13 protein-coding genes are annotated in these 13,558 nt (G+C 66.9%); 4 read left to right on the top strand and 9 right to left on the bottom strand.

Annotated features, from left to right (window positions below):
• The first annotated feature begins 142 nt into the window (after positions 1–142).
• Complete coding sequence (cysK, locus tag AACH00_RS03095) at positions 143–1,069, top strand: cysteine synthase A (protein WP_341397495.1); 927 nt, start codon at positions 143–145, stop codon at positions 1,067–1,069.
• Between the two features lie 91 nt (positions 1,070–1,160).
• On the opposite strand, the gene AACH00_RS03100 is transcribed toward cysK, so the two are convergent.
• Positions 1,161–1,664, bottom strand: a complete 504-nt coding sequence (locus tag AACH00_RS03100) for a TlpA family protein disulfide reductase (protein ID WP_341397496.1) — start codon at positions 1,662–1,664, stop codon at positions 1,161–1,163.
• A 68-nt stretch (positions 1,665–1,732) separates the two neighbouring features.
• On the opposite strand from AACH00_RS03100, the gene AACH00_RS03105 reads away from it, so the two are divergent.
• Positions 1,733–2,248, top strand: coding sequence for a GNAT family N-acetyltransferase (locus tag AACH00_RS03105; RefSeq protein WP_341397497.1), 516 nt, complete (start codon positions 1,733–1,735; stop codon positions 2,246–2,248).
• A 31-nt stretch (positions 2,249–2,279) separates the two neighbouring features.
• On the opposite strand, the gene pyrC is transcribed toward AACH00_RS03105, so the two are convergent.
• Genes pyrC through AACH00_RS03120 form a run of 3 tightly spaced genes read right to left on the bottom strand, consistent with a single transcriptional unit; the run spans position 2,280 to position 6,142 of the window.
• Positions 2,280–3,332: a dihydroorotase gene (pyrC, locus tag AACH00_RS03110; RefSeq protein ID WP_341397498.1), complete on the bottom strand. Its 1,053-nt coding sequence runs from the start codon at positions 3,330–3,332 to the stop codon at positions 2,280–2,282.
• 34 nt (positions 3,333–3,366) lie between these two features.
• Positions 3,367–4,290: a LysR substrate-binding domain-containing protein gene (locus AACH00_RS03115; RefSeq protein ID WP_341397499.1), complete on the bottom strand. Its 924-nt coding sequence runs from the start codon at positions 4,288–4,290 to the stop codon at positions 3,367–3,369.
• A gap of 4 nt (positions 4,291–4,294) precedes the next feature.
• A complete protein-coding gene (locus AACH00_RS03120) occupies positions 4,295–6,142 on the bottom strand; it encodes an ABCB family ABC transporter ATP-binding protein/permease (protein ID WP_341397500.1) in 1,848 nt (615 codons plus the stop codon).
• A 53-nt stretch (positions 6,143–6,195) separates the two neighbouring features.
• Here AACH00_RS03120 and AACH00_RS03125 point away from each other — a divergent pair, with 53 nt between their 5' ends.
• Positions 6,196–6,666 carry an acyl-CoA thioesterase gene (locus AACH00_RS03125; protein WP_341397501.1) on the top strand — a complete coding sequence of 157 codons (471 nt, stop codon included), beginning with the start codon at positions 6,196–6,198 and terminating at the stop codon, positions 6,664–6,666.
• 2 nt (positions 6,667–6,668) lie between these two features.
• A complete protein-coding gene (locus AACH00_RS03130) occupies positions 6,669–7,709 on the top strand; it encodes a zinc ribbon domain-containing protein (protein ID WP_341397502.1) in 1,041 nt (346 codons plus the stop codon).
• Here the strand turns inward: AACH00_RS03130 and AACH00_RS03135 are convergent.
• The 5 genes from AACH00_RS03135 to AACH00_RS03155 all read right to left on the bottom strand — a co-directional run bounded on the left by AACH00_RS03135 (position 7,700) and on the right by AACH00_RS03155 (position 13,523).
• Positions 7,700–8,500: an SGNH/GDSL hydrolase family protein gene (locus AACH00_RS03135; protein ID WP_341397503.1), complete on the bottom strand. Its 801-nt coding sequence runs from the start codon at positions 8,498–8,500 to the stop codon at positions 7,700–7,702. The two genes, AACH00_RS03130 and AACH00_RS03135, sit on opposite strands and share 10 nt — an antisense overlap.
• A complete protein-coding gene (locus AACH00_RS03140; RefSeq protein ID WP_341397504.1) occupies positions 8,500–9,264 on the bottom strand; it encodes an enoyl-CoA hydratase in 765 nt (254 codons plus the stop codon). The genes AACH00_RS03135 and AACH00_RS03140 overlap by 1 nt, the downstream gene beginning before the upstream one ends.
• A 139-nt stretch (positions 9,265–9,403) precedes the next feature.
• Positions 9,404–10,603 (bottom strand): acetyl-CoA C-acyltransferase, encoded by a 1,200-nt coding sequence (locus AACH00_RS03145; protein WP_341397505.1) that lies wholly within the window; start codon positions 10,601–10,603, stop codon positions 9,404–9,406.
• Positions 10,604–10,682: 79 nt separating this feature from the next.
• Positions 10,683–13,064 (bottom strand): 3-hydroxyacyl-CoA dehydrogenase/enoyl-CoA hydratase family protein, encoded by a 2,382-nt coding sequence (locus AACH00_RS03150; protein ID WP_341397506.1) that lies wholly within the window; start codon positions 13,062–13,064, stop codon positions 10,683–10,685.
• Positions 13,065–13,082: 18 nt separating this feature from the next.
• On the bottom strand, positions 13,083–13,523 hold the full coding sequence (locus AACH00_RS03155; RefSeq protein ID WP_341397507.1) for a DUF2147 domain-containing protein: 441 nt from the start codon (positions 13,521–13,523) through the stop codon (positions 13,083–13,085).
• Positions 13,524–13,558: the final 35 nt, after the last annotated feature.

Raw genomic sequence — 13,558 nt, forward strand, 5'->3', positions numbered from 1 at the left:
CACGGCTTGGGCGAGCGGCGCCGTCGGGCCGGCCTCATAACCAAAAGCAGGAAGCTTCTGGGCGACAAGCGCCGGGCTTTGGGGCAACATCGCCGCCACTCGCGCCTGTGTGCGCACCCTGTTTTTCGTAGGAGACGCCTGCATGAAAGCCACCAACGTTCTGGCCACCATCGGCAACACGCCGCACATCCGCATCAACCGCCTGTTCGGCAGCCAGGCGCAAGTCTGGGTCAAGTCCGAGCGCAGCAACCCCGGTGGCTCGATCAAGGACCGCATCGCGCTGGCCATGATCGAAGCCGCCGAAGCCGACGGCCACCTGAAGCCGGGCGGCACCATCATCGAGCCGACCTCGGGCAATACCGGCGTCGGCCTGGCCATGGTGGCCGCGGTGAAGGGCTACAAGCTGGTGCTGGTGATGCCCGACTCGATGAGCGTGGAACGCCGCCGCCTGATGCTGGCCTACGGCGCCAGCTTCGTGCTGACCCCGCGCGCCCAAGGCATGAAGGGCGCGATTGCCAAGGCGCAGGAGCTGATCGCTGAAACCCCGGGCAGCTGGATGCCGCAGCAGTTCGAGAACCCGGCCAACATCGCCGTGCACGTGCGCACCACCGCCGAAGAGATCGCCGCTGACTTCCCCGAAGGCCTCGACGCCATCATCACCGGCGTGGGCACCGGCGGCCACCTGTCTGGCGTGGCCCAGGTGCTGAAGGCCCGCTGGCCGAACCTGAAGGTGTTTGCCGTGGAGCCGAGCGCATCGCCGGTGATCTCCGGTGGCGCGCCCTCGCCCCACCCGATCCAGGGCATCGGCGCCGGCTTCGTGCCGAAGAACCTGCTGACCGAACTGCTGGACGGCGTGATCCAGGTGGAAGCCGAAGCCGCCAAGGAATACGCCCGCCGCAGCGCCGCCGAAGAAGGCCTGCTGGTGGGTATCTCCAGCGGCGCCACCCTGGCCGCCATCGCCCAGAAGCTGCCGGAGCTGCCTGCCGGCGCACGGGTGCTGGGTTTCAACTACGACACTGGCGAGCGCTACCTGTCGATCGAAGGCTTCCTGCCGTCGGAGACGGTTTGAGCGTTTGAGGGCTGATCGCCTTCAGGGGCGATGAGGAAAAGGGCCAGTGCAAGCACCGGCCCTTTTTTGTTGACGGCCCCCCTGCCGCCCATCAAGGCAACAAATCCGCCACCTGGTTCCACGCCGCTGGCGGAATGCGGCCCTGGAAGGTGGCGGCCACCTTGCCTTCGCGGTCGATGATGAGCGTGTGGGGCAAGCGGTCGGCCGTGCGCCAGGCGGCCGGCAGTTGCACCTCGCCCTGCCAGAAGCTGTAGACGGACTGCTCGCCGGGCGCCACTTGCCGGCGCAGGCGCTGATAGGTCTGTGCGTCTGACTTGCTGGTGTCGAGGTTGATGAGCACCAGATCAAACGGTGCGGTCTTCCAACCTTGCGCATTGGCGCGCAGCTCCGGCAGTTTGTCGATGCAAACCGGGCAATCGCTGCGCCACAGCACCGCCATCACCACGCGGCCGCGTCGCGCGCCGAGGTCGTAGCGCTGGCCTTCGAGTGTGGTGCCTGCGAAGGTGGGTGCAGCCACCGGCTCAGCGGCGTGAGCGATGGAGGCCGGGGCGATGGCGATGAACAGCAGCGCAGCCAGAAGCAGATGGGGTTTCATGCTGCATTGGTCGTGGCAGGCGCCTGCAAATTACACTTTGCCGGCAATAAATCGACGCCTCGAACGCCATGGCCCCCGCTACCTTCACCCTCGAAGTCCGCCGCATTGCGCATGCGGCCGAGCTGTTCGAGGTGCTGCGTGACCCGCGGCTGTACGAGTTCCTCGACGAAGACCCGCCGACTTCGGTGCAGGCGCTTGCAGACAAGCTGGCCCGCAGCGAGTCGCGGCAGTCACCAGACGGCAAGGAGCACTGGTTGAACTGGGTGGTGCGCACCGCCTCAGGCGCCATCGCCGGCTATGTGCAGGCCACGGTGGAGGAAGACAAAACCACCAACGTGGCCTATGTGTTTTCGCCCGCGCACCAGGGCCAGGGCATTGCCACGGCAGCCGTGGCGCGCATGCTGGAGCTGGTGGCGGCTGATTACCAGCCCGCCCTGTTCTTCATCGTGGCGGATGCCGGCAACGTGCGTTCACTGAAGGTGGCGCAGCGGCTGGGCTTCAGCCCGGCGCCGGCCGAGGTGGCCGCCACGCGGCCGACCAGCCCCACCGATGTCGTGTACTGGCGGAGCGCGCCTCCGACCTGAACCTCACGCGCCCCGCCTGCCCTGCGCAGGCTCAGTCCACCAGGCGCCAGTTCAGCGTTTCACCGGCGCACAGGGGCTTCAGGCTGGCTTCGCCGAAGGGCAGGCTGTCGGGCAGGGTCCAGGGCTCGCGCTTCAGGGTGATGCTGCCGGCGTTGCGCGGCAGGCCGTAGAAGGCCGGGCCGTGGTGGCTGGCAAAACCTTCCAGCTGGGCCAGCGCGCCCGCGTCTTCAAACGCCTGGGCATACAGCTCGATGGCGCTCAGCGCGGTGTAGCAACCCGCGCAGGCCGCGGCGTGCTCCTTCAGGTGTGCCGGGTGCGGGGCGCTGTCGGTGCCGAGGAAGAAGCGGTCCGAGCCCGACGTGGCCGCAGCCACCAGGGCCAGGCGGTGCACCTCGCGCTTCAGCACGGGCAGGCAGTAGTAATGCGGGCGCAGGCCACCCTGGAAGATGGCGTTGCGGTTGTAGAGCAGGTGGTGCGCGGTGATGGTGGCGGCCGTGTGGCTGCCGGCCTCGGCCACGTACTCGGCGGCTTCCTTGGTGGTGATGTGTTCAAACACCACCTTCAGCTCCGGGAAGTCGCGGCGCAGCGGCACCATCACCTGGTCGATGAAGGTGGCTTCGCGGTCAAACACGTCGATCGCCTGGTCCGTCACTTCACCGTGCACCAGCAGCAGCAGGCCTTCGCGCTGCATGGCTTCGAGCGTGGGGTAGCACTTGCGGATGTCGGTCACGCCGGCGTCGCTGTTGGTGGTGGCACCGGCCGGGTACAGCTTCAGGGCGACCACGCCGGCGGCCTTGGCGCGGACAATTTCTTCGGGCGGGGTGTTGTCCGTCAGGTACAGCACCATCAGGGGCTCGAAGTTCACGCCTGCGGGCACGGCCGCCTGGATGCGGCTGCGGTAGGCCAGCGCCTGCTCGGCGGTGGTCACCGGGGGGCGCAGGTTGGGCATGATGATCGCGCGGCCGAACTGGCGGGCGGTGTGCGGCACCACGGCGGCCAGGGCGGCGCCGTCGCGCACATGCAGGTGCCAGTCGTCCGGGCGGGTCAGGGTCAGCGAGGTGATCGGGGAGTTGGGCGTGCTCATGCCCCGATTCTCCCAAAACCCGAAGGGGCTGTGCTCAGCCCGGGGCTTCGCCGCTCTGCAGCCAGGCCCACAGCTCATGCGCAGCGGGCTTGGCATGGCGTGCCAGCTCGGGGCGCTCGCGGTACATGCGCACTTCCATCGTCAGCTCATAGTCACTCGGGCCGGCGGCCACCAGGCGGCGCGCACGCAGTTCCTTGCGCACCGAGCTGGCCGGCAGGAAGGCCAGGCCGTGGCCCTCCAGCGCCATCGCCTTCAGGCCCTCGGCCATGTCGGTTTCGTAGATGGGATCAAGGTGCAGCGTGGTGGGCGCGTGCTTGATGATCTGCTCCACCAGCCGGGCCATGTAGGCGCCGGGGGCATAGCTGAGGAACGGCACCGGCGCGCCGGGCTTGCCGGGCAGGCGGAACAGCGGTTGGCCGTCGGTGCCGGCCTTGGCGTAAGGCGCCAGGGTTTCCTGGCCCAGGCTCAGCATCTCGTAGCGGTCAGAGCTGAGCTGCAGCGGCTGGGTGGCATGGTGGTAGCTGATCAGCAGGTCGCAACTGCCTTCGGTCAGGCGCATCACGGCGTCGTGCACGTTCAGTGCTGACAAGCGGCTCTTCACGTCGCCAAAGCGCTGGCGCAGGTCCATCAGCCAATGCGGGAAGAAGGTGAAGGCCATGGTGTGCGGCACCGCAAACTCCACCATGTCCTGGCCGCTGGCCTGGTGGCTGCGCATCATGTTGCGCGTGGCCTGCAATGAACCAATGATTTCCAGCGCCTGGGCGTGGAAGGTTTCACCGGCGGGCGTGAGGCGCGTGGGGTAGGCGCTGCGGTCGACGAGGTCGATGCCGGCCCAGGCTTCGAGGGCCTGGATGCGGCGTGAAAACGCCGGCTGCGTAACGTGGCGCAGCTGGGCCGAGCGCGAAAAGCTGCGGGTTTCGGCCAGGCTGACGAAGTCTTCAAGCCACTTGGTGTCCATCGGTTCAGTTCTCCTCGGGGCCGCTGTTGGCGCCACCCCGCTCACCTGCATTTTGCAGGCGCCACATGTGGGCATAACGCCCGTCCTGCGCCAGCAGCGCGGCATGGGCGCCGCGCTCGATGATGCGGCCCGCCTCCATCACCAGGATCTCGTGGGCGTCCACCACGGTCGACAGGCGGTGTGCGATCACCAGCGTGGTCTTGCCCGCCGAGGCACTGGCCAGCTCGGCCTGAATCGCCCGCTCATTGGCTGAATCAAGCGCCGAGGTGGCTTCGTCGAAGATCAGCACGGGCGGGTCTTTCAGCAGCGTGCGGGCAATCGCCACGCGCTGCTTCTCGCCGCCCGAGAGCTTCAGGCCGCGCTCGCCCACCATGGTGTCGTAACCCTTGGGCTGGGCCTGGATGAAGTCGTGGATGTGCGCCGCGCGGGCCGCGCCTTCGATGCTGGCCTGGTCAGCGCCGGTGCGGCCATAGCCGATGTTGTAGGCCACGGTGTCGTTGAAGAGCACCGTGTCTTGCGGCACGATGCCGATGGCACGGCGAAGGGTGTCTTGCTGCACCACGCGGATGTCCTGACCATCAATCGTGATGCGGCCTTGCTGCACGTCATAGAAGCGGTACAGCAGTCGCGCCAGCGTGCTCTTGCCGGCGCCGCTGGCACCCACCACCGCCACCGTCTTGCCGGCCGGAATCTCGAAGCTGAGGTCACGCAAGATGGGCCGCGCGGGGTCGTACGCAAAACCCACGCCTTCAAAGCGCACCACGCCTTCAGACACCTTCAGGGCCGGCGCGCCGGGTGGGTCGGCCACTTCGCGCTCACGCTCCAGCAGGCTGAACATCTTGTCGAGGTCGGTCAGGCTCTGCTTGACCTCGCGGTACAGCACGCCGAGGAAGTTCATCGGAATGTAGAGCTGGATCAGCAAGGCGTTGATCAGCACCAGATCACCCAGACTCAAGCGCCCTTCCACCACGCCGGTGGTGGCGCGCCACAACATGGCCAGCAGCGACAAGGCAATGATCAGCTGCTGCCCGGTGTTGAGCAGCGACAGCGAGGTTTGCGACTGGATCTGCGCCTGGCGGTAGGCGTCCAGGCCCACGTCGTAGCGCTGGGCCTCGAACTCTTCATTGTTGAAGTACTTCACCGTCTCGTAGTTCAGCAGCGCGTCCACCGCACGGCTGTGGGCCTTGCTGTCGAGCTCGTTCATGCGGCGCCGGAACTGCGTGCGCCACTCGGTGACGGTGATGGTGAACACCACGTAGGCCACCAGTGCCGCCAGCGTGATGAACACGAAGCCCATGTCGAACTGGGTGCCCAGCAGCACCATGGCCAGCGTCAACTCCACCACCGTGGGCAGGATGGTGTAGAGCGAATACGAGATCAGCGATTGCAGCGCACGGGTGCCGCGCTCGATGTCGCGCGTCATGCCACCGGTCTGGCGCTCGAGGTGGAAGCGCAGGCTCAAGGCATGCAGGTGGCGGAAGGTCTCGAGTGCAATCTGGCGTGCGGCGCCGTGGGTGGCCTTGGCAAAGACCAGTTCACGCAGCTCGGTGAACACCGAGGTCGACAGGCGCAGCGCCGCATAGGCCAGCAGCAAGCCGGCCGGCACCACCACCAGCGCGCGGGCATCCACCGGGCCGGGGGCGAAGTGGTCTACCAGCTGGCGCAGCAGCAGCGGCACGCCCAGGTTGGCCGCCTTGGCCGCCACCAGAAACACCAGCGCCGCCGCGACCCGCCAGCGATACACCCACAGGTACGGCAACAGGCGCTGCAAGGTGCCCCAGTCAGAGCGCGCGGGCGGCGTACCTGCGGCGGCCGCAGCCGCCTCATCCGTGGGCGGTGAAAAACGTCGCATCGTGGAACAATCCGATCAATCCAATTTTCCGGGCCTCTCCAGGGCAACCCACCATGAGCGATTCCCTCTCAGCCAATGCCGCCAGTGTGCCCGACACGCTGCGCCGCAGCCTGCCGACCGACAAAGAGCTCGTGATGCGCGTCATGCCGATGCCGGCCGATGCCAACGGCAATGGCGACATCTTCGGCGGCTGGATCATGGCCCAGGTCGACCTGGCCGGTGCCGTGCTGCCGGCGCGCGTGGCCCGCGGCCGCATCACCACCGTGGCCGTCAACGAGTTCATCTTCAAGCAGCCCGTCTCGGTGGGTGACCTGCTGAGCTTCTATGCCACCGTCACCCGCGTGGGCAACACGTCCGTCACCGTGAAGGTGGAGGTGTATGCCGAGCGCAACCCGGCCGACCTGCATGTGGTGAAGGTGACCGAGGCCAGCCTTACCTATGTAGCCATCGACCGCGACGGCAAGCCGCGTCCGATTCCGAAGAACCCGGCCACCCCTGCCGCTGCCACCCCCACCCAAGGCTGATCATGTTCAAGAGCTTGCGGGTGCCCGAGCGCGTCTTCGCGCTGGTGATGTGGATCGTCTCGTTCCTGTTCGCCGGCTTCCTGATCGGCCTGGGCGGCAAGCTCATCGGTGATTTGCCCAAGGTGGAAGACCGGCTGACGGTGGAGCAGTTCGCACCCGAAGGCGCAGTGGCTGCCGAGCGCCAGCAGCTCATCGACCTGACGGAGCGCGAACGCGAGCTGCGTGAGCAGATCGAGCAGGCCCGCCTGGCACTGGCCACCGCCGGCCAGGACCACCGCAGCGCCGCCGAGGCCCACCGCAACTGGCTGGCCAGCCGCAACGCCACCGGCAATCCGGCGCAAGACCCGGAGGTGCTGCAACGCACCCGCGGGCTGGACGCCCTGCTGGCCGCCGAGCGGAAAGCCAATGCCCGCGTGGAGCAGTTGAACCAGCAGATGCTGGACACCCAGCAGGCCCACAGCGCTCATGAGCGCCGTCAGCAAGACCTGCTGGATGGCGCGCAGGCCGCCTACCAGCAGGCGCAGTTCCACCAGGAGCTGCGCGTGTTCGGCTTCCGCCTGGCGCTCACGCTGCCATTGCTGGTGATCGCCGGCTGGCTGATTGCCAGGCACCGCCGCAGCGACCATTGGCCGCTGATGCGCGGCTTCGTGCTGTTCGCCGCCTTCGCGTTCTTCTTCGAGCTGGTGCCCTACCTGCCCAGCTACGGCGGCTATGTGCGCTATGCGGTCGGCATCGTACTCACCGGCCTGGGCGGGCACTGGACGGTGAAGGCGATGCGCCGCTACCTGGCCAAGCGCGCCGAAGTAGAGCAGCAGACCGAAACCCAGCGCCGCCAGTCACTGACGACCGAGGAAGCGCTGAAGAAGATGGCCGCCAACGTGTGCCCCGGCTGCGAACGCGCGCTGATGAGCACCGGCGAGGTCAAGCCCGACTTCTGCGTGCATTGCGGCCTGAAGCTGTTTGACCACTGCGGCCACTGCAACACGCGCAAGAACGTGTTCTTCCGCTACTGCATGCAGTGCGGCACGGGGGCTCAGGGCTGAGGCTGACCGGGCGGCATCAAGGCCGCGAGCTGCGCATCCAACGCAGCCACCCAGGCCCGGTAGCCCAGCAGGCCGGGGTGGAAACCGTCTGCGGCAATCCAGCCGGGCTCGGCCTCATCGGCTGAGCCTGTTATGGGGCCGGCATGGTGGCCAGACACAGGAAGCATCGGCAGCTCCGGCAACGGCACATGGTGTCGATGCGCTGAGCCCGCCACATGCGCCCGCAACGCGGCATCCAGCGCGCGCGCATCGCGGCCCAGCACCTGGCGCAGCGGGGTGGGCAGCAAGGGGAATCGGCCCACCGGCGGCAGGCCGCTGTGCAGCGTCAGGCCCACACCGCAGCGGGCCACGGCTTGGGCATGCAGCTCATCCAAGGTGCGCAGCCAGGTGCGGGGGCGGGTCTGGCCCACCGCGTCGTTCACGCCCAGCGCCAGCACCAGCACATCGGCTGGCGCCAGCTCGCCACTGCTCGCAGCGCCGTTGAAGGCCGCCAGCGCATCGGCAGCCGTGTGGCCGCTGGTGGCCAGCAATTGCCAGCTCACGGCCGCGCCAAGGCGCGCGGCACACGCACGTGCCAGCGGCTCAGCCAGCGCTTCTGTCTGCGTGGCCACGCCCACACCCGCGCCGGAAGAATCGCCCACCACCAGCAGGCGCAACACGGGGGTGCCCTCACCAGCCACGCCAGCGCGCGGCCCGGCGGCTTCAGGCAGGCGCAGCGCATCACGCCGCACCTGCCGGCCCTGCACCAGCAGCACGGGCGCCAGCGCCAGCTTGGCCAGCGCCCCGAGCATCAGGAGAACTTCGAGAAGTCGGGCTTGCGCTTCTGGAAGAAGGCCTGGAAGGCTTCCATGGCTTCGGGGCTGCGCAGGCGCTGGCCGAAGATCTCGCCTTCGGTGGCGATGGTGGCTCGCACCAGCTCACGCTGGCCCGCCTTCATCAGCTTCTTGCTTTCACGCACGGCGCTGGGCGGCAGGCCGTTGAAGCGCTCGGCCATGCGGCGGGCGTGGTTCAGCACTTCGGTGCCCGGCAGCACGGCGTTGGCCAGGCCGGCTTCCACCGCCTGCTCACCGGTGAACGGGTCACCCAGCAGCAGCTTCTCGGCGGCCTTCAGGTGGCCCATGCGCTGCGGCACCAGCAGGCTCGACGCGTACTCGGGCACCAGGCCCAGGCTGACAAACGGCATGGCCAGGCGGGCTTCGTCCGACACATAAACCAGGTCGCAATGCAGCAGCAGCGTCGTGCCAATGCCCACGGCGGCGCCGGTCACGGCGGCCACCACCGGCTTCTCGCAGGCTTCCAGCGCGGCCATGAAGCGGAACACCGGCGAATCCATGCCCTGCGGCGGGCGCTGCATGAAGTCTTCCAGGTCATTGCCCGAGGTGAAGATGCCCGGCTGGCCGGTGATCAGCACCGCGCGCACGGCCGGGTCGGCGTCGGCAGCCACGATGGCGTCGGCCATCGCCTGGTACATCACCTGGGTCAGCGCGTTCTTCTTTTCAGGGCGCGCGATTTCGATGGTGGCCACGCCGTTCAGGGTGGCGGTCTTGATGCTCATGGATGTCTCCGGGTGAGGAATGCTGGGGGCCAGATACAGGAAGAGCCGACCACGGGATCACCACGGTCGGCTCAGGGTGTCGACCCGGCACCGGATCAGCGGTGTGGATCGGCCATTTTCAATGACAACGAGTCAGTGGTCAGACGGCCTCGAAGATGCCGGCGGCGCCTTGGCCGGTGCCGATGCACATCGTCACCATGCCGTACTTCAGCTGGTGGCGGCGCAGGGCGTGCACCACGGTGGCTGCGCGGATGGCACCGGTGGCACCCAGCGGGTGGCCCAGGGCAATCGCGCCACCCATCGGGTTCAGCACGTCGGGGTTCAGGCCCAGGGTGCGGATCACGGCGAGTGCCTGTGCGGCGAATGCTTCGTTCAGCTCGATCCAGCCCATGTCTTCATGCTTCAGGCCAGCGTACTTCAGCGCGGCCGGAATGGCTTCGATCGGGCCGATGCCCATGATTTCCGGGCGCACGCCGCGAGCAGCGAAGCTGCGGAACTTGGCCAGCGGGGTCAGACCGAACTGCTTCACGGCCTTTTCCGAAGCCAGGATCAGCGCGCCGGCGCCGTCGCTGGTCTGCGAGCTGTTGCCAGCCGTGACGCTGCCCTTGGCGGCGAACACGGGACGCAGCTTGGCCAGGCCTTCGAGCGAGGTGTCAGGGCGTGCGCCTTCGTCCAGCGAGACGGTGCGGATGCGCGTCGACACTTCACCCGTTTCCAGGTTCGGGAAACGCTCAACCACGTCGACCGGGCAGATTTCGTTGGCGAACTCGCCAGCCTGCTGCGCCTTGATGGCCTTCTGGTGCGAAGCCAGCGCGAAGGCGTCCTGGTCTTCGCGGCTGACCTTCCACTGCTCAGCCACGCGCTCGGCCGTCAGGCCCATGCCATAGGCAATGCCGATGTTCTCGTTGCTGCTGAACACTTCCGGGTTGAACGACGGCTTGTTGCCGCCCATCGGCACCAGGCTCATCGATTCGGCACCACCGGCGATCATCACGTCGGCTTCGCCGATGCGGATGCGGTCGGCGGCCATCTGGATGGCCGTCAGGCCGGAGGCGCAGAAACGGTTGACGGTGACGCCACCGACGGTGTGCGGCAGGCCAGCCAGGGCCACCGCGATGCGGGCCATGTTCATGCCCTGCTCACCTTCGGGGAACGAGCAGCCGATCACGGCGTCTTCAATGGCGCCCGGATCCAGCGTCGGCACCTGGGCCAGGGCGCTTTGAATGGCGCGGACCAGCAGGTCGTCGGAACGGGTGTTGCGGAAGAAGCCGCGACCGGACTTGCCGATCGGGGTACGACTGGCCGCAACGATGTAGGCCTCTTGCACTTGCTTGCTCATCTGAATCTCCTTGTCCACCGCCCTCATTCAGGGCGTGGACCTTGCATTTACCAGGCGGACGCAGCCGCAGAGGATGGGGTCAGTTCCGCACCGGCTTGCCGGTTTGCAGCATGCCCATGATGCGTTCCTGCGTCTTCGGGTGCTCCAGCAGGCCGCAGAAGTGCTTGCGCTCCAGCGCCATCAGGTACTCCTCGGAAACCAGCGTGCCGGCATCCACGTCACCACCGCACACCACGTCAGCGATCAGGCTGGCGATGTGGAAGTCGTGGGCGCTGATGAAGCCGCCGTCACGCATGCCCACCAGGCTGGCCTTGATGGTGGCCAGTGCGCTGCGACCTGCCACCGGGAACAGCGTCTTGGCTGGTGCGCGGTAGCCGGCGTTGAACATCGCCTTGGCCTGGTTGATGGCGACGAACAGCAGCTCGTCCTTGTTCGGCACGATCACGTCGCTGTCGAGCAGGTAGCCCAGCTTGCGCGATTCCAGCGCGCTGGTGCCCACGGTGGCCATGGCCGCAGCCTGGAAACCGTCCTTGGCGAAGTTCAGCAGGTCGACCGTCGGGGTGGCAGCACCCTTCTCGGCCGCACGGCGTGCGATGTAGGTCAGACCACCACCGCCCGGCACCAGGCCGACACCCACTTCGACCAGGCCGACGTAGGTTTCCATCGCGGCGACGCGCTGGCTGCAATGCACGGCCAGCTCGCAACCACCGCCGAGTGCGATGCCGCGCATGGCGGCGATCGTCGGCACGGTGGCGTAGCGCACGCGCAGCATCATGTCCTGCAGCTTCTTCTCTTCCGGCGCGATGCCCTTGGCACCCGACTTCATGAAGACAGGCATCAGGGCTTCGAGGTTGGCGCCTGCGGAGAACACGTCATCCGGCGACCACACCACCAGGCCCTTGTAGCCGGCTTCGGCCAGCTCGACGGCCTTCAGCAGACCTTCGGTGACGGTCGGGCTGATCAGGTGCAGCTTGGCGGTGATCGAGGCGATCACGACTTCGCCGTCCAGCGTCCAGACGCGCACTTCGTCGTTCTTGAACAGCTCGGTGCCGCTGGTCAGCGGGTTCACGGCGCCACTGCCCAGCACGCTCTCGGGGAAGTGCTGACGCTGGTAGACCGGCAGGCTGGAGCGCGGCAGGTACTTGCCCTGCGCAGCCGACCACGAACCTTCCGGCGTGTGCACGCCGTCACGTCCGTCAAACACCCAGGCCGGCAGCGGTGCATTGCACAGGGCCTTGCCGGCGTCGATGTCTTCCTTGATCCAGGTGGCGACTTGCTGCCAGCCAGCTTCCTGCCACAGCTCGAACGGACCCTGCTTGCTGCCGAAGCCCCAGCGCATCGCGAAGTCGATTTCGCGGGCGGAGTCGGCGATGTCAGCCAGGTGCACGGCCACGTAATGGAACGCGTCGCGCAGGATGGCCCACAGGAACTGGGCTTGCGGGTTGGTGGATTCGCGCAGCAGCTTGATGCGCTCAGCCGCCGGCTTCTTCAGGATGCGGTCAACCAGTGCGTCAGCCTTGCCGCCACCGGCCACATAGCTGGCGGTGGCCGGGTCCAGGCGAAGGATGTTCTTGCCTTCCTTCTTGTAGAAGCCCGCGCCGGTCTTCTGGCCCAGCGCGCCCTTCTCGATCAGCGCGGCCAGCACCTTCGGCGTGGCGTAGCTGGGGAAGAACGGGTCGGTGGCCAGGTTGTCCTGCAGCGTCTTGATGACGTGGGCCATCGTGTCCAGGCCCACCACGTCGGCGGTGCGGAAGGTGCCTGAGCTTGCGCGGCCGAACTTCTTGCCGGTCAGGTCGTCGACCACGTCGTACGACAGGCCGAACTTCTCGGCTTCATGGATGGTGGCCAGCATGCCGGCGATGCCGACGCGGTTGGCGATGAAGTTCGGGGTGTCCTTGGCGCGCACGACGCCCTTGCCGACCGTGCTGGTGACAAAGCCTTCGAGCTGGTCGAGGTATGCCGCTTCGGTCGTCGGGGTGGGGATCAGCTCCACCAGGTACATGTAGCGCGGCGGGTTGAAGAAGTGGATGCCGCAGAAGCGCGGCTTGATTTCTTCAGGCAGCGCCTCGCTGAGCTTGGTGATGCTCAGACCCGAGGTGTTGGACGCCACGATGGCGTGAGGAGCAATGAAGGGCGCGATCTTGTTGTAGAGATCGAGCTTCCAGTCCATGCGCTCGGCGATGGCTTCGATGATCAGGTCGCAGCCCTTCAGCAACTCGAGGTGTTCCTCGTAGTTGGCCGGCTGGATGCGCGAAGCCAGGTCCGGCGTGCCCAGGGGGGCCGGCTTGAGCTTCTTGAGGTTGTCAATCGCCTTCAGCGCGATGCCGCTCTTAGGGCCTTCCTTGGCCGGCAGGTCAAACAGCACGACCGGCACATTGACGTTGACCAGATGGGCGGCGATCTGCGCCCCCATCACGCCGGCGCCCAGAACGGCGACCTTGCGAACCTGGAATCGACTCATTGCTTCTCCTTGTGTGTCTTACTCGACACGAATCCATGTCTGGGTGCGGCCGAACATCGGAGCACCGATGTAGCCACGCATTTCCAACTTCTTGCCGCCATCGATCGGCTTCAGCTTGGCCTTGTAGACCTTGCCGTTGTTGGGGTCGAGGATGTCGCCACCCTCGAAGACACCCTTGTCGTCCTTGTCTTCACGGATGTTGCGCAGGATGACCATGCCGACCACCGGCTTGTCCTTGCGCTCATCGGTGCACTTCTCGCACACCGCGTTGGCCTTCGTCGGATCCGACAGCTTCTCGATCTTGCCGCTGTAAACGCCACCGGCTTCGGTGATGCGGACCAGCGACTTCTCCTGCTTGGTCTCGTCGTCGATGGTCTTCCACAGGCCAGCCGGGGTGGACTGGGCCAGGGCGGTGCCGCAGGCGGCAACGAGGCTGAGGGCAATCAAGGCAGTTTTCATGGTGTCTCCGTACTGAAAAAAGGCCGAACTGGGTG

Source organism: Ideonella margarita, assembly GCF_038066635.1.
Classification (GTDB): domain Bacteria; phylum Pseudomonadota; class Gammaproteobacteria; order Burkholderiales; family Burkholderiaceae_C; genus Ideonella; species Ideonella margarita.

Excerpts from the sequence above, each read along its gene's own strand:
- cysK (WP_341397495.1), top strand. The coding sequence starts at position 143 with ATGAAAGCCACCAACGTTCTGGCCACCATCGGCAACACGCCGCACATC.
- AACH00_RS03100 (WP_341397496.1), bottom strand. The coding sequence starts at position 1,664 with ATGAAACCCCATCTGCTTCTGGCTGCGCTGCTGTTCATCGCCATCGCC.
- AACH00_RS03105 (WP_341397497.1), top strand. The coding sequence starts at position 1,733 with ATGGCCCCCGCTACCTTCACCCTCGAAGTCCGCCGCATTGCGCATGCG.
- pyrC (WP_341397498.1), bottom strand. The coding sequence starts at position 3,332 with ATGAGCACGCCCAACTCCCCGATCACCTCGCTGACCCTGACCCGCCCG.
- AACH00_RS03115 (WP_341397499.1), bottom strand. The coding sequence starts at position 4,290 with ATGGACACCAAGTGGCTTGAAGACTTCGTCAGCCTGGCCGAAACCCGC.
- AACH00_RS03120 (WP_341397500.1), bottom strand. The coding sequence starts at position 6,142 with ATGCGACGTTTTTCACCGCCCACGGATGAGGCGGCTGCGGCCGCCGCA.
- AACH00_RS03125 (WP_341397501.1), top strand. The coding sequence starts at position 6,196 with ATGAGCGATTCCCTCTCAGCCAATGCCGCCAGTGTGCCCGACACGCTG.
- AACH00_RS03130 (WP_341397502.1), top strand. The coding sequence starts at position 6,669 with ATGTTCAAGAGCTTGCGGGTGCCCGAGCGCGTCTTCGCGCTGGTGATG.
- AACH00_RS03135 (WP_341397503.1), bottom strand. The coding sequence starts at position 8,500 with ATGCTCGGGGCGCTGGCCAAGCTGGCGCTGGCGCCCGTGCTGCTGGTG.
- AACH00_RS03140 (WP_341397504.1), bottom strand. The coding sequence starts at position 9,264 with ATGAGCATCAAGACCGCCACCCTGAACGGCGTGGCCACCATCGAAATC.
- AACH00_RS03145 (WP_341397505.1), bottom strand. The coding sequence starts at position 10,603 with ATGAGCAAGCAAGTGCAAGAGGCCTACATCGTTGCGGCCAGTCGTACC.
- AACH00_RS03150 (WP_341397506.1), bottom strand. The coding sequence starts at position 13,064 with ATGAGTCGATTCCAGGTTCGCAAGGTCGCCGTTCTGGGCGCCGGCGTG.
- AACH00_RS03155 (WP_341397507.1), bottom strand. The coding sequence starts at position 13,523 with ATGAAAACTGCCTTGATTGCCCTCAGCCTCGTTGCCGCCTGCGGCACC.